Consider the following 24,238-nt stretch of genomic DNA (forward strand, 5'->3'; position numbering starts at 1 on the left):
TCGTTCGAAACGCCGGATCTGCTAGCCGCGATAGGGAATCGTCGCCCCGGCAGCGGGACGCTGCGGACCCGCAGGGATAAAGACACGGGCAATGCACCCCGATTCGTCACGATCAGACAGTCCATGCGGACGACGCTGCGGCAGTTCGAAAGCGGCACACAGCAGATAGCTGCGCGGGCCAGTCACCTCGTAATGATATGGCGCGCCGGTAAAAGGGTCGGCCAACCGCAACTGCCAGTCGCATCCCGGCGTTGTCCGCACGCTCTCGGGCAGGCGGTTGCCGTTTTCGCGCGCCAGACATCCCACCAGCCGGCTAAGATGGGAAAGGTCGCTTTCACGCTCGCGGTCGCGGCGTTCCTTGCGGGCCTGACCGGGGCCGCCGGTCAGCACCAACCCGGCAACGATGGCCACCAAGGCCAAAAGCGCGATGGCCAGCGTGGCCCAGCCCTTAGTCATTCAACTCGTCCCGGTAATAGGCAAAGATCAGCCCGGCAATTGCGGCCACCAGTGCAGCCTTGGCGGCGAAGCGCGCGGTCAGATCGCCATTGAGCAGCGCATAGATCACATAGATCCCGTCCGCCAGGAACACCAGCGCGACGACCAGCAGCGTCAGCGAGGCGAACCACTTACGCACCAGCGACCGCCGCCGGCCCGCGTCACCCCGGCTTAGCCGTGCCACCCTGCGGTTAAGCAGCAAGAACAGCGGCACAAAGGCAATCAGCGAGGCGATGGACCAACGCACCGAACTGCCCGGCCCGTAATAGCGGCTGTCCGAGGGGTCCGGGATCAACAGGTCGATCAGCGCCATGCCCAGTTCGCATACATGCCAGCCGATCATCCCAAGCGACAGGAACAGCAGGCCGTAAAGCAGCGCCTCTTGCGCCGAGGCATAGGGACGCGGACGCGGCACCGGCGGCAGGCCGGGCGCGGATTCCCATCCCCCCAGCGCCTCATCAATCTCGGGCGCGGACCAACCGGCATGGGTCAGCGCCCTTGCGATACCGTCGTGGTCCCCGCCTTGGGCCAAGGCATGGCGGACGAATTCGGAAAGCTGGTCGGATGGTTTCATCGCGCGTCCCCTTACGGCAGGAAGGTTTCGGCAAAGCCGGCCGCCGGTCAAGCCCATTGCCGTCCCTTGCGGCCTTTCACCCGCCCCCGATGATGGTGCGAAAATTTTCCAGGCGGTGCGATTTTTACCCTTGCACCCCCCGACGCGCTCCCATAAATGACGCCTCACCGAAGGCGAAGCGCCGTCGGGATGGAGTGCGGGCGTAGCTCAGGGGTAGAGCATAACCTTGCCAAGGTTAGGGTCGTGAGTTCGAATCTCATCGCCCGCTCCAAAAAATCTTCCTTAGGGATTGCGAAAAACGGCCTACGGGCCGTTTTCGGCTTTTCTGGTCAGACATTTAGCCATGCAAGCACAACCTGTGGCAGATTGTCCCACCTGCCTCTGGTCATTTTCCGTGGTTTGGGTCTAGTATGGTAACCAGAGTTGCCCCGGCTGCCACATCCGGGACAGTCGTCAGGAAAAAGCTGCCGCGCATTCGCAACCCCATTCCATTGAATCGCGGCCAGCCCAAGCGTGAGGTGATCATGCCGGCTCTGGAAGCTCTGATCGAACGGAAATTGCAACAACTCTCGGTCCCGCTGGCGGTGCGCCTGCCTTCGGGGCAGCGGCTGGGTCCGCCCGATGCGCGCGTCACCATCTCGTTCAAGGACATGACTGCGCTGGCGCCGCTGGCCTCGGCCCGGCTGGACCGGCTGGGGGACGAGATCGTACGCGGCCGCGCCCGGATCGAGGGCTCGATGCGGGACCTCATGCGAATCGTCGCCGCTCTGGTTCCCGGCGGCGGGCAATTGATCCAGCCCAAGCCCTGGCGGCGGCTGTTTTATCATATCAGCTCGGTGGTGCATCACAGTCGCGACCGCGATGCCCGGCAGATCCGCGCACATTATGATGTGTCCGACGAATTCTATGCGCTCTGGCTCGACCCGCGAAGGGTTTATTCCTGCGCCTATTTCGCCGATCCGCAGATGACGCTGGCAAAGGCGCAAGAGGCCAAGCTGGATCTGATCTGTCGCAAGCTGGACCTGCGCCCGGGCGAGCGTTTCGTCGATATCGGCGCAGGCTGGGGTGGGCTTTTGCTGCATGCCGCGCGGCATTACGACGTCGACGCCACGGGCATCACCCTGTCGCAAAACCAGTTCGACCATGTAAGCCAGACCATTGCCGACGAGGGGCTGGGCGACCGGGTGCGAGTCCTGCTGTGCGATTATCGCGATCTGGTGCCCGACAAGCCCTTTGACAAGCTGGCCTCGGTAGGGATGTTCGAACATGTCGGGCGCGCCAAAATGGCCACCTATTGCGAGACCCTGCGCCACCTCCTGCGACCGGGCGGTTTGGCGTTGAACCACGGCATCGCCGCCTCGGGGGTGGATGATGCGATGGTCGGGGGCGGGCTGGGCGCCTTCATCGAGAAATACATCTTTCCGGGCGGCGAGCTGATCCATGTCAGCCAGGCCATCCGCAGCATGTCGCAGGCCGGGCTGGAAATGGTCGATACCGAGAACCTGCGGCCACATTACGCCCGCACGCTCTGGGCATGGTCGGATGCTTTGGAGGCGCAACTGCCCGAGGCCCAGCGGGTGCTGGCACGCTCTATGCCGCCCGAACGCGCCGCCGAGATATTGCAGGCCTACCGGCTTTATCTGGCGGGCTGTGCGCTGGCCTTTGAACAGGGCTGGGTGGCGCTTTATCAGATCCTGCTGATCCATCCCAACCCGGCCATTGCGACGCCTGACCTGCCCGGCGCGCAATCGGCCTATCCGTTCCGGCGCGACTATATCTATCGCTGATCCGCCACGCAGCATGTCGCCCGGCGCGCGCCCGGCCTTGGCAAACAGGTCCGGCTGCGCATAGTTAACGATAACATCGGTTCGTCGCCAAAACCGGGCGAATGTCGCACGTATGATGGGCCGGACGATACAAGCGGAACGGAGCGGGACCACGATGACAAAGGCGCAAATCGGCCTGATCGGCCTTGGCACGATGGGGGCGGCGCTGGCGCTGAACATCGCCGAAAAGGGCTTTCCCATCGCGGTCTGGAACCGCACGACCGCGGTCACGCGCCGTTTTCAGGCCGAGGCGGGCGAGCTGGCGGATCGCGTGATACCGACCGAAAGCTTGGCCGATCTGGTTGCTGCCATCGCCCCGCCCCGCGCCATCATCCTGATGGTTCCCGCAGGTCAGCCGGTCGATGACCAGATCACTGCACTGGCCCCGCTGCTCGACCCCGGGGATTTGCTGGTCGACGCCGGCAACGCCAATTTCCACGACACCAACCGCCGCACGGCCTCGGACCTGCCGATGCGGTTTCTGGGCATGGGTGTGTCCGGCGGCGAAGAAGGCGCGCGTCACGGCCCCGCCATCATGGGCGGCGGGGCGCGTGCCGACTGGGATCGCATCGCCCCGATCATGCAGGCCATCGCTGCCCGCGCCGAGGACGGCACCCCCTGCGCGACCTGGATGGGCGACGCCGGCGCCGGTCACTTCGTCAAGACCGTCCATAACGGCATCGAATATGCCGACATGCAAATGATCGCCGAGATTTATGGCCTGATGCGCGACGGCTTGGGCATGGATGCCTCTGGCATCGGCGAGACCTTCGCCCTCTGGAACGAAGGCCCGCTGAAATCCTATCTGATCGAGATTTCGGCCACCGTCTCGCGCGCCAGCGATCCGCTGACGGGGGCACCGATGCTGGACGTGATCCTCGACGCGGCCGGTCAGAAAGGCACCGGACGCTGGACCGCCGTCGAGGCGCAGCATCTGGCCGCGCCGATCCCGGTGATCGAAGCGGCAGTGATGGCGCGCAACGTCTCGGCCCGTCTGGATGAACGAAAGGCGGGCGAGGCGCGGTTCGGCCCCGCCCCCCAGCCGCTGGAACTGGCAACAGCCGAGTTGGAGGCGGCGCTGATCGCCGGCAAGATCCTGTGCTATGCGCAAGGTTTCGCGATGATCGAGGCCGCAGGTCGCAATTTCGGCTGGCAGTTGGATCTGCCGGGTATCGCCCGGGTCTGGCGGGCGGGCTGCATCATCCGCTCGGCCATGCTCAACGACATGGCAGCGGCCCTGGCCGAGAACCCGGCGCGCAACCTTGTGCTGGCGCCGGCCTTCGCTGAAAGGTTGCAGGCCAGCATCCCGGCCCTGCGGCAGGTGGTGGCGCAAGGGGTGCTGCACGGTCATGCGCTGCCGGCGCTTGCTTCGGGGCTGAGCTGGTTCGACATGATGCGCACCGGCCGCGGCACGGCAAACATGATCCAGGCCCAGCGCGACTTTTTCGGCGCCCACGGGTTCGACCGGCTGGACGGCAGGGACACGCATCACGGTCCTTGGGGGCACTAGGCAGGCAGGCTGACGTCGGACTTACAGAGCCAAATGCCGGGTGATAGCCCGCCTCGGTTACTCCCCGCCGCCCGGACAAGCGATTCCGCGTCCAAGGCGATTTCTGGGGAAAGCACCGGGCAAAGCAACAACCCCCTTGACCGCGCCGGACGAAAACCCTAGCAAACGCGAGGCTCCGGCGGGTTGGCGGAGAGGTTACGCAGCGGATTGCAAATCCGTGAAGACCGGTTCGATTCCGGTACCCGCCTCCAAATCTTTTCAATAGCTTGCGCCATATCTGGCTTTCCCCTCATTCCGGCGTTTACAGTAGCGTTTACAATTTTGTTCACTTTGTGCCCCCTTTCGACTGGGCGAGCTTGACCAGAATGCCGTCCGATTCATCGGGCGAAACGCGGGCGTAATGCTCGATCACAGCCGCCGCGTAGCGGACCGACCAGCCCATGTGCGAGGCGATATGCGCCAGTTCCAGCCCCGCGTTTAGCAGGCGAGTTGCGGCCGTCCCGCGCGTGTCTTGCAAGCGCAGATCGTACCCAATCGCTTCGGGCGTCAGCCCCGCCTTGTTGCGCCAGTAGCGCAAGCTGTCCGAAGCGTGGCGGCCAGTCATCGGCCGCCCGCGATCACTGACTAGGATCAACATGCGGTCGGCCGGCGTGGCGTCGATCAGCGCGGCCATGGCCGGCGTGACTGGAATCGTGGCGGTGCGATTACGCTTGTTCGTCCTGATGCGAATGCGGCGCCCCTGTGGCGTCTTCTCGATCTGGTTGCGATGCAGGCGCACTAGGTCGGCAGGCCGCAGCCCGGTTTCGCATCCAGCCGTGAGGATGCGCTGCACCCACTCTGGCGCATGGGCACAGACCGTCTCGCGCTGCGCGGGGGTCCACACGATTTCCGAACGGTCGACCTCATAGACCTTCCGAAAGTCGCCGCAGTAGTGCATCCGGATCTTGCCGGCGTCCTTCCATGCCCAATTGAGCATCCGCGTCACCACGGTGCCGGCATAGTCGTACTGCCGTGGCGAATGCGCCCATTGCTTGCGCCACTCGTTGACCTCGCCCCGCGCTTCGGGCTCCTCGAACATCGCGGCGGGATCGTCCTTGAACGCCGCCGAGAAGCGCAGCGCCCACAGGCGATAATCCTGCCGAGTGCGCTCGCCCTTGGGCATTTCCGCGCTCGACAGAAAGTCGTCAACCATCTGGACGGTCATGTAATGCGCCGGCTTGGGACGCGCGGTGGCGTCTGCAAAAGCCACGAAGAAAGCCGGATCGTTCGGAAAGCGGGCGGTATCCTCCCAGAACTTCGGACCGCCGCGCCAGGCGTAGAAATGAAACTTCGCGCCAGCTTTGGTGACGCGACGGACGCGATGGGCACCCTTCGGCAGGTTAGATCGAGGCATTGCGCGCCCTCCGTTGCGACACCAGCGACGGGGCACCATCGGGGCCGCGCGACGGCGTGAGGATCTCCATGCCCTGAGCTGCGTCAAGACGCTGACGGACGTGCTTGGGATCGAACCATCCGGGGCGCCCCGGTACATGCCGCAGGCCGAGTTTCGCGCAGAAATTGCGAAAGGCGCTATTCGCGCCGGCATAGCCCCATTCCTCGGCCAGATCCTCGGCGCGGATCAGGCCAATCATCTGCCTAAATTGAGAAGGTAGCACGGCCATGTCTCTCATATTCCGTTTTAGTGGGCCGGGGTGGATGCAGCTGTCTCTCCAGCCCAGCCATTGCGGGCGGCGCGCCGCAGAAGCTGGGCCGGCGCCGATTTGAAGCGGGTGTAATCGAAGGCGGCGACAGCCTTCGCCCGCTCGCCTTCGCCGGTGATTTCGTCGCAGAAATTCAGCGCCAGCGCCTCCTCTGCGTTCATCCAACTCTCGGCATCCATCCACGCGCGAATGCGGCTCAGCGGGTGGCCGGTGCAGCGCGAATAGGCCGCCGCATAGGTATCCGCTATCTTGTCCAGCGTAGTTGCCTCCCCGCGCAACTCGTCGGCAGTGCCGAAGGCCAGCGCGGCGGGGTTGTGGATCATCAGCAGTGCTGCCGAGTGCATGGCGATATGCGCAGCCTCCATCAGCAGCAGCGAAGCGGCGGAGGCGGCAATCCCCAGAACCTCGGCACGCACCGTGCCGTGCTGGCCGATCAGCGCCATCATCGCCGCGCCTTCGGCCGCGTGTCCGCCGAAGGAATTGACCGTGACGCGAACCGGCTCGCCGGCATGTTGCTCGAGAAAGGCGCCAAGCGCAGTGGCGGTATTCTCGCCCTCGCCAAGCCGCGGTAATTTCAGCCACCAGCTTTTGCGCAACGGTCTCCAATTCAGGCGGCACGATCAGCAGCGCTGGCTGCACCTGAATCGCCTCACCCGAAAGACCCTTCTGCCGGCGCATCGCCACGCGCGCGGCCGAGAGGGTTTCGATGCTCAGTGCCCCGCCAGCCGTCGGCCGGTTTCCGTGGTCGGCATGGAAGAGCGTACGACCATCCGAGAGGGCCGGCCCCGCCCCGCCGTTCTTCTCCAGTAAACCAGCAAACAGCCGCGCCTCAGTCAGCGCGGCACCCTGCCCAAACAGGCGCGAGCTCTGGTCAAAGCTGCCCAGATCGTCATTTACCAACGCCTGCCGAGTCAGGCCGAAGATCTTGCCATAGGTCTCTACGGCAAAGGCCTCCCCCGCATCGTTGATCACGCCGGCAGTAAACTCACCGCCTTCATTCACTTTGCCGAGTTCAACACCGCCTGAGACGCGCACGGTATTGATGGGGCGGAAGTCGGGTGCCGAAACTTGCCGCGACGCCTTCTTGATCTGCGATTCGGATGCCTCATAGGCGTTCAGCAGAACCTTGTTCGAGGCGATCGCCAGGGCGAAGCGGAAATCATCAGTGCTCATTGCTCCTGCAACCATCATGGTGCCCGTGCGCCGGGTCGCGTAATTGCCGCCATTGGACAGGTGCGCCATCTCATCCAGACGCATTGCCGCATATTGACGGCCATGGGTCGGGATATGGCCGGCCTGCATACGCGCCAACAGCCCGTCTGCCATCGACTCCGCGCGGCTGGGCATCGCATGGCGACTATCGGCACGCGCCGGCACGATCAGCCCGGCAACATCGAACTGGCTCGGGTAGACGCGCCCGGGCGGCTCTGCAGCGGCCATAATGACCTGCGTCTCTTCACCTGCCGCCGTGGCAATGGCTTGGGTGCGGGCAGCACTGTCTTCGCCCGTGATTGCGGCCCCGGCCTTGAGAGCGTGTCGAGTGATCCGCAGCATTGCCGCCTGATCGAGCCGGCCAGAACTCACGAAGGGCTGGGTCATCTCATGAAGCTGGGCGAGACCCTGTGCTGTCGCCTCGGCGGTGGCGGAGGTCACGCCTGCCTCGGCCATCAGGTCGGCATACTGCGCCGGGATGCCGGCCTTGCGGACTGCCAGACGCATCTGCGCCAAGTGACGTGCGGACGGTTGCGCCGCGTCGGGTTTCAGATTGTCGAACATGGATTTTCCTTTGCTTTCGACGTTGAGCAGATCGGCCGCCCTTCCGGTCCCGCACGGGACAACAACAACAGCAAGTACAATATCAATGCGGTATTAAATTACCTCTTTCATCTGTAACGGGGCGCGAATGACCCCCGTGCGGTCCTTTAGGGGGAAGGACCCGCCGGGGAGTGCGAGGGGTTGGACCGGTCATGGGCTGAGCCCCGCTCGCCGCATCTGATCGGTCGTCACCAGCCCGTTCTTGAGCATGCAGCTGGCCAGCGCCGGATTGATGGCCGAAGGTGGCACGTAGCGCCCGGATTTGATCTTGTTGGCCCAGAAGACCGCAGCCCTTGCATCGCTGCCTTCGACCGATTGAGGCAATGGCTCGCCCGGAAAGTCGCGCCAACGCTGGTTCTCAAGCCAGGTGGTGGAATAGGCGACGTACATCGCCTTGTTGCCAGCGTTCTCGGCCGCGTAGCGTTCGGCTGCTTGGATAATCCGCTTGGGATCTTCCCCAGCCTCCACCGCATCAGCAAAGAGCTTGGCAGAAGCCTCTCGGTCACGAGGCCGAGGATGGGCTTTCCAGAGGGTTTGAAAGTCCGCCGAGTTGTGTGCGGCGCTGGCGCCGCCAACACAAGGTTCTCTTAAAGGTTCTCTTACAAGGTTAGTGTCGGAATTTCCGACACGGCTTTCCGGGTAAATCCGACACGGCTCTGCCGGAATTTCCGACACGGGTTTTTCGGCCCGAGTCGGGATTTCCGACACGGCTTTTTCCTCCCCATTCGAGGGCTGCGAACCGCCGTCGCTCGTCGCGAAATCATCCTCAAAGGCGAGCTTATATCTGGTCGGGCGCTGGCGCTTCGTCACCGGATCGACCGAGCGCACTCGACGGATCAGGCCACGAGCTTCCAACAGCTTCAGGTGTTCGTTCACCGTGTCTCGGTGGATCTCGCATACTGCAGACAGATAGGCTTGGGACGGAAAGCAGCCATAGACGGGATTGTGACAGTCGGCCAAGGCGAGCAGAACCAGCTTCGCTGTTCCCACGCCGCGCTGCTTGAAGGCCCACGAGGTGGCGTCATGGCTCATGCCGGCACCACATCAGCAACAGAAATGCGGCCAGCGGCGCAGTCCGAACGGTTTACGACCGCAGCATAAGTCTTTGATTTATGAGCGTGAACAAAGCAGGGGCGTTTACAAAGATTTCTAGTATTTTCAAGGTTAGGAGAAGGATTGCAAATCCGTGAAGACCGGTTCGATTCCGGTACCCGCCTCCATAATCTCCATGAGATGTATGAAAATACCGTAAAATTTTAACCGTTTCTGCTCCAACCCACCAAAGAACCCGCCGTCTTTGGATTGACTGAATGCGACAGATTCAACGGTAAGATGCTCCGTCCATCATGCGCTCATGGCCAGCGGACGGTGGTTTTGCAGGTGGCGCAGGCCGAGCTTGCGGGCCTGGCGGCCGGAGGGCAGATAGCGCGCCGGCTCCGGGACATGATCGGGATCCGCCAGTTGCGGGAACAACGCGAAGATTTCCTCGACCGCCGCCTTGCCCACGGATTTCAGCGCCTCGGGGCCGGTATAGAGCGATTCCGTCTCAGCCCCGTTCGACACCACCACCTCATGCCGGTCGAACAGCATGTGGAAATAGGTGACCTCTGAAACATCCGTGGCGATGTCGAAGCCATCCAGTTGCAGAAGTTGCTTGGCGGCGACCAGCACCTCGGATGCTCCGAACATCTTCTGGGCGATCTTCGAGCGCACCAGCACCCGGTGCTGCGGCGAAACCAGCAGGTCCTGTCGTGGTGCATCCGGCCCCAGCGCCCCGGCCTTGACACGGATCGGCTGCAGCTTCGGCATGGCGGCCAATTCCGCCGCACCCAGCTTTTGCGAACCGATCCAGCGCACCGGCTGCAGGCCGTTGTCTCGGGTCTGCACCAGATCGCCAACGCCGATCTGCTCGATCGGCACTTCGCCATCTGCCGTCAGGATTAGCGTTCCCGCGATGAAACACACGACAAGACCCTCTACAACCGCTGGAAACGGTGGAGCGAAAAGAGAGTGTTCGCCCAGATGAGGATGGTCTATGCCTTAGCTCCGGCGACGTTTGGACTGCTGCGCTCAAGTGGAGGGAACAATGCATCCGATACGCTGTTCCTCTGCCGCCGCCATTCAGCTGGCCGCGATCAGTTGCATGCCTGCCGGGCGGGGCCTGACTTCGGGTTGTCCAGACCAAAGGTAAACAGGGTCGGGAACGTGCTGAGAATGCAGCGCGGCACCCGGATCGTGGACGGTCAGGTCATTGTCACGCGCAAAGCAGCACTCCCGGAAACTGCCGTTCGGACGCGATGCTTCGAAATTCGCGTGGGAATGATATCCTTGTCGCACCGGTCTGGATGCCTCGCATGAACTCGGACACGTCGGATGCACCCCATGTCGGGTCTGCATCAGGCCCTGCCCTGCCAGGCCTGTCGGCGGATCGCCCGTACACGCGTGACCGCCGCCGTGATCTGCGCTTCGGTCAGGGTCCCTTGGGCGATGGCCTTGCGAACCCAGCGCACCGCGCGTTGTGGCAGCAAGGGGTCGTAGCCAAACAGATTCTTGATCATGATCAGGTCATTTCCGGCGGCTAGCGCCTGCACGACAGCCTCCCTCCGGCTCATAAGATGCCTGATGGCGTCCATGTCGACATCATCTGTCATCACGACGCCCTTGTATCCGAACTTCTGCCGCAGAAGACCCGTCACGATGGGGGCCGAGACGGTGGCCGGTCGCCCGTCGGGCGCCAGACGGTCAAGACGCAGATGACCCATCATCACCATAGCGGGGGCGTGAGGCGACGCGAACAGTCGCATGAAAGGCTCCAGCTCCGCCTCGGTCCAATGCGCCGAAATGTCGGCGACCCCGTGGTGGCTATCACTCACGGAGCGGCCATGGCCGGGAAAATGCTTGGCCGTGCAAAGAATGCCCGCGCTGGCAAAACCGCTGGCAAAGGCCTCGGCATAGGCGGCTATGCGTTCGGGATCGGTGCCATAGGACCGCTTCGGCCTGCCGATCACCGGATTTGCAGGATCGTCGACATCCAACACGGGACCGAGATTGATGTTGAAGCCAAGCGCGGCAAGCTCCTGCCCCGCCCCTGCATAGAGCTGGCGGGCCTCAGTCGGCGACAGGGTTGCGGCGACCGTTCGGGCGGCCGGTAACCGAGTGACGCCATGCGCCTTGGTCAGTCGCTGAACGATACCGCCTTCATGATCAATGGCGATCAGCGGCTGATTGCCGCCAGCGCGGAACAGACGCATCAGATCGGTCAACTCGTCGATTGGGCCGATGTTCTGGGCGACGAAGAACACCCCGCCGACCTGGCCGCGATGGACCTGCCGGGCCAGAAGCCGCGCCGAGGAGGACCGGGAATTCGAACCGTAGAATCCCACGACAAGCAGTTCTGCGACCGCCGCAGCCAATTCATCGCGCGGCCGGAACAGACCGAACCACGCGGCGGGGTAGCCGAGCATGCCACGTCCGAAACCCAAAACTGCGCGCGCGGCGCGCCAAAGCCGTCGCAAGCGCGCGCGAGGGTCGCCAAGCGCGCGGATTGTAGCCTTGCGCAGGCGCTCCAAAGCATCGGCAAACCGCGTTGCCACGGTCAAACCGGATGCAGGCAGCCATGTGCCTGTGCGAGGTGAGGATGATCGGGGACGGTCCTTCTCCCGTCGCAATGGCGGTCAAGGTGACGAAGGATCGTCCCGGCGAGGGCGCCGACATTCTCGGGCGTAAAATAGTGCCCATGAGCCCCAGGGATGATCTCGACATGATGGCCCGCAGGATAGGCGGTACGAAACAGCTGTTCCGGCGCATCGATATGACCATAGGGATTGAGATAGCTGCCCGCTCCGAAGAGGAGGAGAGTGGTGCCCGGATAGTGGAAGAAGCGACCCTGCTCCATGAGGATGGTCAGGGCGACGTCACGGCCCCGACGCATCAGTTCCAGCCCGGCCTCGCGGATCACGAGGCCCCCTTGGCAATTCCCTCCGAGGAACAGCGGGCCGGTCGGAGCAACGGCTGCAATCTCGTCGGCATAGAGCCGGCCAAGCGCCTTGAGAGTATCGGCACTGTATTCGACGGCAAGATGCCCCGAGCGCAATCCGAAAACGGATGCCGCGTCGCGCAGGCTCTCGCTCAGTCGTGAAAGCTCATGGCCTGCCTGAAGGCACCAGAAGAGCTTCGGAAGCGGCCGCTCGTCGCTCAGGCTCCGCACCAGCCCGACCTTGCCAAGCCGCCGGCCGGGCCATGTGGCGAGATATGGCGTGATCTTCGCGGTCAGCACATCCTCGAGACCGGGCGACGAGGGCGCATGTGGGGCTTTGAGCTGTGCATCCACCATCAGGGCGAGGACTTCAACGGTGTCGAAACCCGCCTCGAATCCGATATCGAGCGTGATGCCGAAAGCATCCTCGATCGCGAACAGGAGATTCGCCATCGACAGCGAGTCGACTCCGGCATCGCGCAGGCTGTCCCGCGTGCCGGTGACGACATTCGCCCCGACCTGTTCATCGATCAGCCCCATAAGCTTTGCCTCTGTCGCAGTGCCGATGGTGCAGGCCTTTGACGGCTGCATCAGTTGCGGCGGCACCGGCAGCGCGTTGCGGTCACGCTTGCCGCTGGCATTGCGCGGGACCTCGGGAACCGGAAGGAAGACCGAGGGCACCATGTAGGACGGCAGGTGCCTCAGCAGCCGCTCGCGCAGGTCCACCGGATCGGGCGAGGACGCGCCGGGCAGCATCACCACATGGGCGATCAGGCGATCAGAGGAATGAGGAGAGGAAGCGAGCGACACGGCCGCGTCAATCACGTTCGGCAAGTTGCACAGGGCCGCCTCGACCTCGCCGGGCTCGATGCGATAGCCGTTGAACTTCAACTGGCTGTCCATGCGCCCCAGATAGACGAGTGCGCCATCGGGTCCAGCCTTTACCCGGTCTCCGGTGCGATAGATGCGGATGATGCCTTGGCCGGGGATGTGAACCACCGGGAACTGCTGTTCGGTCAGCGCGGGCAGGTGCCGATATCCCTTGGTCAGACCCGGCCCGAATAGGCAAAGTTCCCCCTCCTGTCCCGGTACGGCAAGCTGGAGGTTCTCATCCATCAGACAAGCCCCCATATTGTCGATCGGCCGCCCGATGGTAACCGGCTTGCCGGGCACGCAAATGGCGAACAGAGCCTCGACCGTGGCTTCCGTCGGCCCATAGGCGTTGATGAAGCTGCGGCCTTTCCCCCAACGCTCGACCAGCGCGGGCGGGCAGGCTTCGCCCGCAACGATCACATGGGTCAGCTCCGGATGCTCTGCCTGGGGAATGATCGACAGGGCCGAGGGCGTCAGCGAGAGATGCGTCAGCCGGGCCTGCGCGATGAAGCGACCGACGGGCGGGCCAGGGATCGCCTGCAAATCCGTGGGGTAGACAAGACAGGCCCCTGCGGCCAGTGCCATGGCCATGTCCCCCACCGAGACATCGAAGCCGAAGCCGCTGATCTGCGAGACGCGCGCGCTGTGGGCGATCTGGAAATGTCGGGACGCCGCGACCGCGTAATTGGCAAGCGCGCCGCGCGAGATCTCGACCGCCTTGGGTTGCCCGGTCGTCCCGGAGGTGAAGATCATATAGGCCAGCGCATCCGCCGCACTTTCCTTTGGTCGCCAGTCGACCCCGGGCCTTCCGCCACAATCCGGCAGTTGGCCGCAATTGACGAAGCGAAGGCCGATGTCCGGCAAGGCGGGGCTTGCGGCATTCACGATGACCGTCCGCGCGCCTGCGGTCTCGAGCATGTAGTGTAGCCTCTCACTCGGCAGGGCCGGGTCGAGCGGCACGAAGATGCCGCCAAGCTGGAGAATGGCAAGGAACGCGGTCACACGGTCCACCGTCAGGCCAAGGCAGACGCCGACGCTGTCGCCGGCCCTGACACCGGCTGCGGTAAGGGTTGCGGAGAGATCATCGGTCCTGAGGACAAGATCCGCATAGCTGAGACGGCGGTGCCCCATTTCAACGGCGGGCGCCGCGGGCTGCCGGGCGGCGTGCCCGGCAACGAGGGTCAGCAGATCGGGCGGCAAAGGCCGCCTTTCTCCGTTCAGAACGCTTGAAGCAGGCCCGGGCGCGGGCGGGCGCGAAAGCGCCTCGGAAAGTCGCTCGGCGATCCCCGCTCCGCTGGCGCCCGCCATGACGACAAGCGTGTCGTCGCTTTGCAGATCGTCCTGCAACCGCAGCAGCAGCTCTGACCAGTCCGAGACGTGTTGGCAGGACAGTCCCATGGAACGGCAGGCATCGGCCAGCGCGGCATCTCCATTCCCCTCTTGCACGGCCTCGCCAAGCGTCGCCACCGGCAGGATGAAGCTGTGGTCCGCCGCACCCAGAGCCTGCGCAAAGCGCAAGGCCATGCGCGCGACCCGGCTGTGCAACTGAGGCTCAAAGATCGCGATCAGCCGGCCCTGCGTCGTCTCGCGAAGGACAGCGATCGAGGCTGCGATCTCGGCCGGATGGTGGGCAAAGTCGTCGAAGATGCGCAGCGGGCTTTCGGTGGGAATGCGCTGCAACCGCCGCGCGACCCCGTGAAATTCGGCCAGCGCACTGGCCGCAGTCTGGAACCCGACGCCAAGCGTGAGCGCCATTCCAAGAGCGCCCAGTGCATTGAGCAGATTGTGGCGCCCCGGAACGGCCAGAGACAGCGATCCCATTTCCTTTCCGTGCAGGAAGACGGTGGCGCTTCCGGGCCTATCCTGAATGGCCCGCAACGAATTCTCATCGCGGAAGCCATATGTCAGGGCCGCACAGCGCGCCTCGCGCAGGACTTCGATGACACGCGGATCGTCGCCGCAGGCCATCACCTTGCCCTCCGGTGGCAATCGCGACAGGAAGGCCGCGAAGGCTCGTCTCAACTCGGTCAGCCCGCCATAATGATCCGCGTGATCGTCATCGAGGTTGGTCAGGATGGCATGTGAGGGCCGCCAGTGCGCCAGAGCGCCATGGGCTTCGCAGGCTTCGGTCACGAAGGGCGCGGCAGGCACGCCCAATCGCGCGGGAGCAATATCGGGGGCGGCAAAGGATGCGCCCAGCATATAGCCGAAATCACCTTTTCCCGCAGCGCTCAGGATGTGGATGAGCATCGCCGTCGTCGTCGATTTGCCATGACTGCCCGCCACGCAGATATTGAGACGGTCGGCGATCAGCTCGGCCAGCACCTGGGCGCGGGTCTTGACGGGAACGCCGTCGCGTCGCGCCGCCCGCCGTTCCACATGGGTCTCGGGAATGGCCGGGCTTACCACGACGCAATCCGCAGTTTTCACACGGGTCGGATCGGCCCCCGAAAGAACCTCGATCTCCTGTGCTTCCAGCATAGCAAGACGCGCGGGGGCGCAGAGATTGTCGCTGCCGGTGACAGGGTGGCCCGCCTGCTTGAGCAGCAGCGCCAAAGGCAGCATGCCGCTGCCCCCGACACCGATCAGATGCATCCGAGCGAGATCAGACATCGTCCAGGTCCCCCTTGAGTGCATATTCACCGATCTTTCCCAACTCGGCGAATATGCGCTGTCGGCCCTGTGCGGTCTGCCACCAGGTTTCCGCAGAAAGATCGCCGGGATCCTCCGGGGGCTGGGCAATCAGCCGCACATCGGCTGGGACATGTCGGCGAAGGGTCATGATCGCGCGGCGCATGTGAAAGGGCTTGGTGCAGACGGCAAGACTGCGGACCTTCGCCCAACCCAGTTCCTTCTCGATCAGAGCCGCACCGAAAGCCGCATTCTCAGCGGTATTGCGGGCGGCCTTCTCAAGCAGGATCGCGCTTTCCGCCACGCCCGAGGCAAGGGCATGGTCGTGATAAAAGGACCACTCCACCGATCCATCGACGGCAGTGCCCGCGCCTGAAATCAATATTCTCGGGGCCAGCCCTGACTTGTAGAGCGTAATGGCCGGATGGATGCTGCTGATCGTCGGGCTACAAAGGACAAATGCCAGATCCACAGGTTCCGGGCTGCATTTCTTGAAGAGGAAGGTACTGATGGCTGTGCGGCTATCATATAGATCCATGCGGCATCCGTGCGATTCTGTGCGGGCTTTTCAAGGGCCTGAACTTACGCGATATTCACCTTGGGGCAATCGGAAACGGCGGCGTGGATGCGGTGCCTCCCGCAACCGCATCGGTATCCGAAGGGCTTGGTTGCCATGCCCCTCCGCCTGTCATCCATCCGACACCAATGCCTGTGTTCAAATTGGACCGAAACCCATCATCGGATCAGCCGGAGTTGGCGGTCCGCAGCCTCAGATTTCGGGCTGGCCGAGGGCAGCTTCACGCCGCCCAGCGCATTGGAAATCGCCAGCCGGGAAGCGGAGGAACTGGCCGAAGCCGAGAAGGCGGAAAAGCACGTGCTGGCCTTCCGGCGCGAGGCTATTCCCATTCACGGCACTATCGCGGAAACCTTTCTGTGGGGTAGGGGCATCACCTGCGCCTTGCCCGACACGCTGCGCTTTCGTCCCGCTTCCTGGCACCCCACCGCCCGCCGCTTCCCAGCCATGGTGGTGCCGATCACGGGGCTTCCCCGGCTCGCCCTATATCGCACCCATCTGCGCATGGACGGGACAGGGAAGGCGGATGCCGAGCCTGCCGAAGCGATGCTGGGAGCGACAGCCGGCGGCGGCGTGCGGCTTGCGGACGAAAAGTGGCCGCTGGTGGTGTCCGACGGCATCGAGACCGCCTTGGGCCTTGGCCAGCGGACTTATCCGTCGCCCCAGCCCGGATCTGGGCCGGCATGTCCACCAGCGGCATGTCGGGCCTGCGCCTGCCCGATAAACCTCATCGCCTGACCGTTTGCCAACGATGGTGATAAGGCTGGCCGCGAAGCCGCGCATAAACTGGCCGAACGGCACTCGGCGCTCGGCTGGACCGTAAGCATGTTCCCCGCCCCGGATGGGCGGGACTGGAATGTTATTCTGAATATGATAGGGTCCTGCGCATGAGTGCCCTGCCCGTGTAACTCGCGCGCACTATCGTGGGCGGTCGACTTACCTTCTCTTTCCCAAGGGACCAGAGATCCCTGTCGCGCTCACGACAGCTTCGCGACCACCCTTGCCCTTGCCTCGATTCGGACGCATGGCTGGGCGCGTCGGAAAGGAGGCACGCATGAGCGAATGGACCAAGGGCTTCTGGGCGATGATCGCGGTTTGCGTGATCTGGGGTCTGTCGCCGATCTTTTACCGTGCGCTTGCCGACGTTCCGACCGTCGAGGTGCTGGCCCATCGCACCATCTGGTCGCTGGTGCTGTTCCTGATCGTGCTTGCCGTCCAAGGCCGGCTCGGTCAACTGCGCAGCGCGCTGACCGGGAACCAATTGGGGCGGATCACCTTTGCCGCCGTGACGATTTCGACCAATTGGGGCATGTTCATCTGGGCGATACAGGCCGGCCATGTGGTCCAAAGCTCGCTTGGTTATTACATATTTCCGCTGGTCGCCATGGTGTTGGGGGTGCTGATCTTTGGCGAAAGCCTGACGCGGACGCAGGCGCTGGCCGGTCTGCTGGCCGCGCTGGCCGTGACGGTGCTGACTTGGGGCTTGGGCGTCGCACCTTGGATCAGCCTGGGGCTGGCCATCACTTTCGTGCTTTACGGCGTGGTCAAGAAGGCGTTGCCGCTTGGCCCTGTGCTTTCCGTCGCGGCCGAGGTCGCGCTGCTGACACCCCTGGCGCTTGGTTGGCTGCTGGCACAGGCGTTCGGCATCATGCCAGCCCCGCTGGCCCAGCCGATCGGGTTTGGTACGAATCTGCCGGTCTCGCTTTTGCTGATCGCATCGGGTGCGATTACCGCGGTGCCGCTGATCCTGTTCAGCTATGCGGCACGCCGGGTAGAGATGACCACGCTGGGGCTGATGTTCTATCTGAACCCGACGCTGCAATTCCTGTGCGCCGTTCTGCTTTTCGGCGAAACCTTCACCGGCTGGCACATGATCGCCTTTGCGATGATCTGGACGGCGCTGGCGATGTATTCCTTCTCGGCCCTGCGCCAATCCCGCCGCGCGCCGCCATTGGCAAACGGGTGAAACCCCGTATAGAACAGCGCGAAAGAAAATCCGGGGGCGATATGGCCAATCAGAACGACAGCTTCATCGACGAGGTCACCGAGGATCTGCGCCGCGACCGGTTGTTCGCGCTGTTCCGCCGTTATGGCTGGATCGCATTGCTGGTGATTCTGGGCATCGTTGGCGGGGCCGCCTGGCGGGAATATTCCAGCACTCAGGCCGAAAACCGTGCCCAGGCCTGGGGTGATGCCGTCCTGGCCGCCCGGCAAGGCGAGGACCCGCTTACCGCGCTTTCCGCCATTGATCCTGCGGGTTCGGTCGGCCGCAAGGCTCTGGCGGAAATGTTGGCCGCTGGCGCCGAGGCTCAGGCCGGCCTGCCGCAAAAGGCCGCCGAGCGGCTGAAATCTGCCGCGGCCGGCCTGCAAAACGATCCGGTGCTGCGCGATCTGGCATTGCTGCAGGCGGTGATGGTAGCAGGCCCGGCGATGGATGCGGCTGAACGCGACCAACTGCTGGCCGACCTGTCCAAGCCCGGCGCACCCTTCGAACTGCTGGCGCTGGAGCAAAAGGCGGTCGCGCTGATCGGCGCCGGCCGCACCGAGGACGCTATTACGCTGATCGGCCAGATCCAGCAAAAAGACGGCCTCTCCGAACCCTTGCGCCGCCGTCTGTCCGAGATGATGATCACGCTGGGTGTCGAACCTGACCGCAGCGAAGGTCCCGTTCCGCAAACCATGCCGGCCCCCGCCGCGAATTGATGCCCGGCGTTGCCGGCAAACCGAACCAACGCGCCCGTGGCCGTATCCCGATCCCGCGCCCGGCCTGGATAAAGGAGAAAGCGATGAAAAGGCTGTACCTGATCGCCGCTCTGGCTGGCCTGACCGCCCTTTCGGCCTGTGCCAAGCGCGATACGATCCTGCCCGGAGAACGGCTGGATCCCCGCGCCGTGCTGTCGCCCGAGGGAGCGGCCGTCGAAGGCGCCCCGGCACCGACCACCGCAGCCCTGTCGCTGCCGCCGGTGCGCGCCAATTCCGACTGGCCGCAGCGTGCAGGCAGCGCCAACCATGCACCGGGTAACGTGGCGATCGGCGGCGGCACCAGCCGGGTCTGGGCTGCGAATATCGGCGCGGCATCGGACAAGCGCTACCGCATCACCGCCGACCCGGTGGTCGCGGCCGGGTTGGTGTTTACTCTGGACAGCCAATCCTCCGTCACCGCCACCACCACCGGCGGCGGGCGGGTCTGGAGCGTCGATCTGCGCCCGGCGGGCGAAAGCGACCGCAGCGTCTCGGGCGGCGGCCTGGCCTTTGAGGGCAACCGCGTCTTTGCCACCACCGGCTATGGCGAGTTGGTGGCGCTGGACGCCCGCACCGGCGGCATCCTGTGGCGGCAAAGGGTCGAATCGTCGATCGGCGGCGCGCCGACAGTCGCAAACGGCGTCGTCTATGTGCTGGATCGCGAACAGACCGGCTGGGCGGTGCGTGCCACCGATGGCCGGGTGCTGTGGCGCAGCTTCGGCAACAAGGACATGGCCGGCGTGATGGGCGCCCCCGCGCCTGCGGTATCGGGCAATACGGTGGTCTTTCCGTCGAACACCGGCGCGCTGACGGGCGTTGAAGCATCGGACGGAAGCCAGCTTTGGACGGCCAACGTCGGCGGCACGCGGCTGGGTCGCGCGGTCAACTATTTCCGCGACATGACCGGCGATCCGGTCATCCTGGGCAATACGTTTTATGCCGGCACCAGCTCTGGCGGGGTCGGCGCCTATGACCTGACCACCGGCATGATGAAATGGCACGCCCGCGAAGGCGCCGCCAGCCCGGTTCTGGTTGCCGGGAATTCGGTCTTCCTCGTGAACGATCAGGCGCAGCTGATCCGGCTGGACGCAGCCAACGGCGGCCGGGTCTGGGCGCAGAAACTGCCCCTGTTCACGGAATCGATCATTCGCAAGCAGGACCGGATCTGGAACCACTACGGACCCGTGCTGGCCGGAAACAAGCTTTACCTTGCCTCGTCGGACGGGTATCTGCGCGTCTTCGATCCCGCGTCGGGCGCGCTGATCGGCACCGCCCAGATTCCGGGCGGCGCCGCGACCGCCCCCGTTGTCGCGGGCCAGACCCTTTACGTCGTCTCTCATGACGGCCAATTGATCGCATACAGATGAGCTTTACCCTCGCCATTGTCGGGCGCCCCAATGTCGGCAAGTCCACGCTGTTCAACCGCCTTGCCGGCAAACGGCTTGCTTTGGTCGATGACCAGCCCGGCGTGACCCGCGACCTGCGCGAGGGACAAGGGCGACTGGGCGACCTGCGCTTTATCGTTGTCGATTCGGCCGGTCTGGAAATGGCCGACGACGACAGCCTGCAAGGCCGCATGCGCCGCCTGACCGAACGCGCGGTGGACGAGGCCGACGTTTGCCTGTTCGTGATCGACGCCCGCATCGGGGTGACGGCGGCCGACGAATATTTCGCCGATATCCTGCGCAGGCGCGCAAAGCACGTGATCCTTGCCGCCAACAAAGCCGAGGGTCGGGCAGGCGAAGCCGGCGCGATGGAGGCCTATGCCCTGGGTCTGGGCGAGCCCCTGCGCGTCTCGGCCGAGCATGGCGAGGGCATGGACGACCTTTACCGCGTCCTGCTGCCCCTGGCCGAAGAGTTCGAGGCGCAGAACATCCAGCAAGCACCCGAGACCAATGTCGCCGTCGAGGATGGCGAAGAGGTCGAGGATTGGCGTCCCTCGGCACAAAAGCCCCTGCAGATCGCGGTGATCGGCCGGCCGAACGCCGGAAAATCGACCCTCATCAACAAGATATTGGGCGAGGACCGCCTGCTGACCGGCCCCGAGGCCGGCATCACCCGCGATTCGATCAGCGTCAGCACCGATTTCATGGGCACGCCGGTCCGCATCTTTGACACGGCCGGCATGCGCAAGAAGGCCCGCGTAACCGACAAGGTGGAAAAGCTGTCCGTCGCCGACGGTCTGCGCGCCGTGCGCTTTGCCGAGGTCGTCGTGGTGCTGCTGGACGTGGATATCCCGTTCGAACAGCAGGACCTGCGCATCGCCGATTTCGCGGAAACCGAAGGCCGCGCCGTGGTCATCGCCGCGAACAAGTGGGATCTGGAAGAGGACAAGCCGCAAAAGCTCAACGAACTGCGCGAGGCGTTCGAGCGGCTCTTGCCGCAGTTGAAGGGTGCGCCGCTTGTCACCGTCTCGGCCCGCACGGGCAAGGGGCTGGACCGGCTGCATGGCGCGATCCTCAAGGCGCATGAGGTCTGGAACCGCCGCATCACCACCGCCAAGCTGAACCAGTGGCTTTCCGCAATGACCGAGGCACATCCGCCGCCCGCGCCGGGTGGGCGCCGTATCCGACTGCGCTACATGACGCAGATCAAGACCCGGCCACCGGCCTTTGTCGTGATGGCGACACATACCGACAAGCTGCCCGACAGCTATGCGCGCTATCTTGTCAATGGGTTGCGACTGGATTTCGACATGCCCGGTACGCCGATCAGGCTGAACTTCCGCGATCAGGGGACGAAGAACCCCTACAAGGACAAGGCAGCCAAGATCAACCAGTCCGGCGCCCTGTCCAAACACAAGCACCGGCAAAAGCCGAAGGGCGGGGTCTAGGTCATCACGCGCACCAGCGCCACCGCTATGATGGCGATGGCAATGACGGTCATGGCGGCGATGGCGGCATCGGCGGTAATGGTGCCCGCGGCCACGCCGATCAGCCCCCAGATCAGCGCCACGCTGAAGCCGATGCGGCGCCCCAGCCGCAGTTGCACGCTGACCGCAGCGACCGAACCGATCAGCATGGCGATGATGGCGGCGCCCTCTTGCGGCATGCCAAGTTCGTCGCTGAGGAACCCGGTAAAGGCGGCAAGACTGGCCAGTATCCCCCAGCCAGCCACGAACCCCAGCGAAGAACTGCGCTGCACCAGGGTGCCGACACGAATGCTGCGCAACGCCGCCGACAGAAACCCCGCCAGCATCACCGCCGCTAGAAAAAGGGCAATAAGCGGATAACGCCCCTGCAACCACGGCCAGACAGCCCCAGCCAGCAGCCCCAGAATCAGCGGCGCATGTTCGCCCAGAATGGCCTCGCGTTCATGCAGCCGCAACAGATGGCCCGGCGTCAGTGGACCTGAACTCAGCGGCGGCAGGACGGCCCCCTCTTCCGACGGGGCGACGCGCGCAAGACGCATCCGCCGCACCTCCACCCAGCGCCGGCCGGCGTGATAAAGCAGCGCCGCCCAGGTCATACCAAGAAGCCACGCCATGCCAAGACTGGAGGGCCGCAGAAACAGCGCCGACATATCCACCGGCTGCGACGTGCTGGCGGAATAGCTTTGCCAAGGTGACAGCGCATCGCCTTGCTCTAACAAGGGCAGCATGCCGGGGCCGGGTTGCAGCGCAAAAATCAACGTGCTGGCAACAAAGGCCAGCACGGCCATGATCAGCAGAAAGGCGCCCACGCGAGACATGGGCAGGAAACGCCGCCCGCTTGCACCGGGTTTCGCCGGGTCGGTCTTTTATCGCGTCAGGCCAGAACGCCGTCCGCGCCCAACCGCGTCTTGCCCCGCAGATAGGGATGCAGCGCCTCGGGCAGGACGACCGAGCCATCCGCCTGCTGGCCGTTTTCCAGCACCGCAATCAGCGTGCGCCCCACCGCCAGTCCCGAGCCGTTCAGCGTATGGACGAACTCGGGTTTCCCGCCTTCCGCGGGGCGATAGCGGGCGTTCATGCGCCGCGCCTGAAAGTCGCCGCAATAGCTGACGGACGAAATCTCGCGATACTTGCCCTGTCCGGGCAACCATGCCTCCAGATCATGGGTGATGCGGGCACCAAAGCCCATGTCGCCCCCACACAGCACGATGGTCCGATAAGGCACGCCCAGCCGCTCCAGCACGGTTTCGGCGCAACGTGTCATGCGGGCATGTTCCGCAACGCCCGAGGCCGCATCCGTGATCGAAACCATCTCGACCTTCTCGAACTGGTGCTGGCGCAGCATGCCGGCCGTATCGCGCCCCGCGCTGCCGGCTTCCGAGCGGAAACACTGGCTATGCGCCACCATGCGACGCGGCAGGCTGGCATGTTCGACCAGATCCCCGTTCACCGTATTGGTCAGAGGCACTTCAGCGGTCGGAATCAGCCACCATCCTTCGCGGGTCTGATAGCTGTCCTCGCCGAATTTCGGCAATTGCCCCGTGCCTTCCATCATCTCGGACAGCACCAGCACCGGGGTCCAGGTTTCTGCCAGCCCGTGTTCTTCGGTATGCAGGTCCAGCATGAATTGCGACAACGCGCGGTGGATACGGGCGACACCGCCCGACAGCACCACGAAACGTGCGCCCGACAGCTTGGCGGCGGTCTCGAAATCCATGCCCGGCTTGACGCCCTCGATCTCGAAATGCTCGCGAGGGGTGAAATCAAAGGCGGACGGCTCACCCCAGCGCCGGATCTCGACGTTGTCATTCTCGTCCTGCCCCGCAGGCACGCTCTCCAAGGGCAAGTTGGGAACGGTCAGCAGCAATTCGCGCAGCTTGGCATCCAGCGCCCCGGCTTCGGCCTGCAAGCGGGCGGTTTCGTCCTTCTTGGCACTTACCAGCGCGCGCAGACGCTGGAACTCGGCCTCATCGCCGCGACCCTTGGCGGCACCGGCTTCCTTGCTGGCCCGGTTCTGTTCGGCCTGCGCGGCCTCGGCGTTGGCGATACGGGCACGGCGATCGGCGTCCAGCGACAGAATCTCGGACGAAACCGGCGGCAGGTTGCGCAGGCCAAGGGCTGCGTCGAAAGCGGCGGGGTTTTCGCGGATGGCGCGGATGTCGTGCATAGGCCCATTCCTCTGACAGGTTACGCGGCTTCGATAACCCAAGCCCGCGCAAGGCGAAAGCCTCAGCCTGCCGCTTCGGTCAGCATGTCGCGCATCACGTCGAAAAACCGCTCCTGCCCGGGATAACCCTCGAAGCGCACCAACTCGACCCCGCCCCGCAACAGGATGAACGTCGGGGTCAGCCATGGCCGCCGCGCCAACACCAGACCGTCAGGCCAGGGCCCGTCCAGATCGACCGTCAACAAAGGCGCCAGGCGTCCCTCGGGATGGCGATCATAGACCGGCGCAATCTCGCGATCCCATTGCGCGCAATAGATGCAGCCCCGCCGACGCGCCATCAGCAGCCGCAAACCCGGCGCCGCCATAAGAGGGCTCCCGATGACAGCCGCCGCCATCCCTGCCAGAACTTCCCGCCGCGTCAGCATGACCCGCTCCGTTTCCGCCCCGAACTTACCCCCCGCGCCGATGCGCCACAACCGCCCG

At 64.3% G+C, this 24,238-nt stretch carries 22 protein-coding genes, 2 tRNA genes and 1 pseudogene; 11 read left to right on the forward strand and 14 right to left on the reverse strand.

The genetic code is table 11. The features are described 5' to 3' along the window. Positions 1 to 21: 21 nt before the first annotated feature. Entirely contained in the window at positions 22 to 456 is a 435-nt protein-coding gene (locus JWJ88_RS09355) for a hypothetical protein (RefSeq protein WP_205293834.1), read from the reverse strand. Next, positions 449 to 1,069, reverse strand: coding sequence for a DUF5671 domain-containing protein (locus tag JWJ88_RS09360; protein ID WP_205293835.1), 621 nt, complete (start codon positions 1,067 to 1,069; stop codon positions 449 to 451). Before JWJ88_RS09360 ends, JWJ88_RS09355 begins: the two co-directional genes overlap by 8 nt. A gap of 196 nt (positions 1,070 to 1,265) precedes the next feature. Between JWJ88_RS09360 and JWJ88_RS09365 the strand changes: the two genes are divergently transcribed. From JWJ88_RS09365 to JWJ88_RS09380, 4 genes are all read left to right on the forward strand, one after another. After that, positions 1,266 to 1,340: transfer RNA gene (locus JWJ88_RS09365), tRNA-Gly, on the forward strand. Positions 1,341 to 1,593: 253 nt separating this feature from the next. Further along, positions 1,594 to 2,856, forward strand: coding sequence for a class I SAM-dependent methyltransferase (locus JWJ88_RS09370; RefSeq protein ID WP_205293836.1), 1,263 nt, complete (start codon positions 1,594 to 1,596; stop codon positions 2,854 to 2,856). Between the two features lie 154 nt (positions 2,857 to 3,010). Further along, complete coding sequence (gndA, locus tag JWJ88_RS09375) at positions 3,011 to 4,405, forward strand: NADP-dependent phosphogluconate dehydrogenase (RefSeq protein WP_205293837.1); 1,395 nt, start codon at positions 3,011 to 3,013, stop codon at positions 4,403 to 4,405. A 177-nt stretch (positions 4,406 to 4,582) separates the two neighbouring features. After that, positions 4,583 to 4,656 (forward strand) — tRNA-Cys (locus JWJ88_RS09380). A gap of 74 nt (positions 4,657 to 4,730) precedes the next feature. Here JWJ88_RS09380 and JWJ88_RS09385 read toward each other — a convergent pair. The 4 genes and pseudogenes from JWJ88_RS09385 to JWJ88_RS22155 form a co-directional block, all read right to left on the reverse strand. After that, complete coding sequence (locus JWJ88_RS09385; RefSeq protein ID WP_240200145.1) at positions 4,731 to 5,798, reverse strand: tyrosine-type recombinase/integrase; 1,068 nt, start codon at positions 5,796 to 5,798, stop codon at positions 4,731 to 4,733. After that, entirely contained in the window at positions 5,785 to 6,036 is a 252-nt protein-coding gene (locus JWJ88_RS09390; RefSeq protein WP_205295188.1) for a hypothetical protein, read from the reverse strand. The genes JWJ88_RS09385 and JWJ88_RS09390 overlap by 14 nt, the downstream gene beginning before the upstream one ends. 47 nt (positions 6,037 to 6,083) lie before the next feature. Beyond that, positions 6,084 to 6,701 carry a head maturation protease, ClpP-related gene (locus JWJ88_RS09395; RefSeq protein WP_240200146.1) on the reverse strand — a complete coding sequence of 206 codons (618 nt, stop codon included), beginning with the start codon at positions 6,699 to 6,701 and terminating at the stop codon, positions 6,084 to 6,086. A gap of 31 nt (positions 6,702 to 6,732) precedes the next feature. Continuing rightward, positions 6,733 to 7,545, reverse strand: a pseudogene (locus tag JWJ88_RS22155) (phage major capsid protein); the annotation flags it as partial. Here JWJ88_RS22155 and JWJ88_RS09400 point away from each other — a divergent pair. Beyond that, positions 7,456 to 7,998: a hypothetical protein gene (locus JWJ88_RS09400; RefSeq protein ID WP_205295189.1), complete on the forward strand. Its 543-nt coding sequence runs from the start codon at positions 7,456 to 7,458 to the stop codon at positions 7,996 to 7,998. The pseudogene JWJ88_RS22155 and the gene JWJ88_RS09400 overlap by 90 nt on opposite strands. 72 nt (positions 7,999 to 8,070) lie before the next feature. Here JWJ88_RS09400 and JWJ88_RS09405 read toward each other — a convergent pair whose 3' ends face one another. From JWJ88_RS09405 to JWJ88_RS09425, 5 genes are all read right to left on the reverse strand, one after another. Next, the gene (locus JWJ88_RS09405; RefSeq protein WP_205293838.1) at positions 8,071 to 8,952 is read right to left on the reverse strand and encodes a helix-turn-helix domain-containing protein; all 882 of its coding nucleotides are present in this window, start codon (positions 8,950 to 8,952) and stop codon (positions 8,071 to 8,073) included. Positions 8,953 to 9,264: 312 nt separating this feature from the next. Next, positions 9,265 to 9,885 (reverse strand): Hint domain-containing protein, encoded by a 621-nt coding sequence (locus JWJ88_RS09410; protein ID WP_240200147.1) that lies wholly within the window; start codon positions 9,883 to 9,885, stop codon positions 9,265 to 9,267. A 431-nt stretch (positions 9,886 to 10,316) separates the two neighbouring features. Further along, a complete protein-coding gene (locus JWJ88_RS09415) occupies positions 10,317 to 11,513 on the reverse strand; it encodes a glycoside hydrolase family 3 protein (RefSeq protein WP_205293839.1) in 1,197 nt (398 codons plus the stop codon). A 2-nt stretch (positions 11,514 to 11,515) separates the two neighbouring features. Continuing rightward, positions 11,516 to 15,382 (reverse strand): amino acid adenylation domain-containing protein, encoded by a 3,867-nt coding sequence (locus tag JWJ88_RS09420; protein ID WP_205293840.1) that lies wholly within the window; start codon positions 15,380 to 15,382, stop codon positions 11,516 to 11,518. Continuing rightward, positions 15,375 to 15,938, reverse strand: a complete 564-nt coding sequence (locus tag JWJ88_RS09425; protein ID WP_205293841.1) for a YdcF family protein — start codon at positions 15,936 to 15,938, stop codon at positions 15,375 to 15,377. Before JWJ88_RS09425 ends, JWJ88_RS09420 begins: the two co-directional genes overlap by 8 nt. Positions 15,939 to 16,073: 135 nt before the next feature. On the opposite strand from JWJ88_RS09425, the gene JWJ88_RS09430 reads away from it, so the two are divergent. The 6 genes from JWJ88_RS09430 (at position 16,074) to der (ending at position 21,549) form a co-directional block, all read left to right on the forward strand. Continuing rightward, positions 16,074 to 16,712: a DUF7146 domain-containing protein gene (locus tag JWJ88_RS09430; RefSeq protein WP_205293842.1), complete on the forward strand. Its 639-nt coding sequence runs from the start codon at positions 16,074 to 16,076 to the stop codon at positions 16,710 to 16,712. Positions 16,713 to 16,760: 48 nt separating this feature from the next. Then, the gene (locus JWJ88_RS22160; protein WP_205295178.1) at positions 16,761 to 16,865 is read left to right on the forward strand and encodes a hypothetical protein; all 105 of its coding nucleotides are present in this window, start codon (positions 16,761 to 16,763) and stop codon (positions 16,863 to 16,865) included. Between the two features lie 163 nt (positions 16,866 to 17,028). After that, entirely contained in the window at positions 17,029 to 17,940 is a 912-nt protein-coding gene (gene rarD, locus JWJ88_RS09440) for an EamA family transporter RarD (RefSeq protein ID WP_205293843.1), read from the forward strand. A 41-nt stretch (positions 17,941 to 17,981) separates the two neighbouring features. Next, positions 17,982 to 18,677: a tetratricopeptide repeat protein gene (locus JWJ88_RS09445; RefSeq protein WP_205293844.1), complete on the forward strand. Its 696-nt coding sequence runs from the start codon at positions 17,982 to 17,984 to the stop codon at positions 18,675 to 18,677. 83 nt (positions 18,678 to 18,760) lie between these two features. Then, the gene (locus JWJ88_RS09450; RefSeq protein WP_205293845.1) at positions 18,761 to 20,083 is read left to right on the forward strand and encodes an outer membrane protein assembly factor BamB family protein; all 1,323 of its coding nucleotides are present in this window, start codon (positions 18,761 to 18,763) and stop codon (positions 20,081 to 20,083) included. Beyond that, positions 20,080 to 21,549 (forward strand): ribosome biogenesis GTPase Der, encoded by a 1,470-nt coding sequence (der, locus tag JWJ88_RS09455; RefSeq protein ID WP_205293846.1) that lies wholly within the window; start codon positions 20,080 to 20,082, stop codon positions 21,547 to 21,549. Before JWJ88_RS09450 ends, der begins: the two co-directional genes overlap by 4 nt. Here der and JWJ88_RS09460 read toward each other — a convergent pair. The 3 genes from JWJ88_RS09460 to JWJ88_RS09470 all read right to left on the reverse strand — a co-directional run bounded on the left by JWJ88_RS09460 (position 21,546) and on the right by JWJ88_RS09470 (position 24,120). Then, positions 21,546 to 22,406 (reverse strand): hypothetical protein, encoded by an 861-nt coding sequence (locus tag JWJ88_RS09460; RefSeq protein WP_205293847.1) that lies wholly within the window; start codon positions 22,404 to 22,406, stop codon positions 21,546 to 21,548. The genes der and JWJ88_RS09460 overlap by 4 nt on opposite strands. Positions 22,407 to 22,462: 56 nt before the next feature. Next, the gene (serS, locus tag JWJ88_RS09465; RefSeq protein WP_205293848.1) at positions 22,463 to 23,755 is read right to left on the reverse strand and encodes a serine--tRNA ligase; all 1,293 of its coding nucleotides are present in this window, start codon (positions 23,753 to 23,755) and stop codon (positions 22,463 to 22,465) included. A gap of 62 nt (positions 23,756 to 23,817) precedes the next feature. Further along, positions 23,818 to 24,120 (reverse strand): thioredoxin domain-containing protein, encoded by a 303-nt coding sequence (locus tag JWJ88_RS09470; protein WP_240200148.1) that lies wholly within the window; start codon positions 24,118 to 24,120, stop codon positions 23,818 to 23,820. Positions 24,121 to 24,238: the final 118 nt, after the last annotated feature.

The organism is Paracoccus methylovorus (genome assembly GCF_016919705.1).
Lineage (GTDB): Bacteria > Pseudomonadota > Alphaproteobacteria > Rhodobacterales > Rhodobacteraceae > Paracoccus > Paracoccus methylovorus.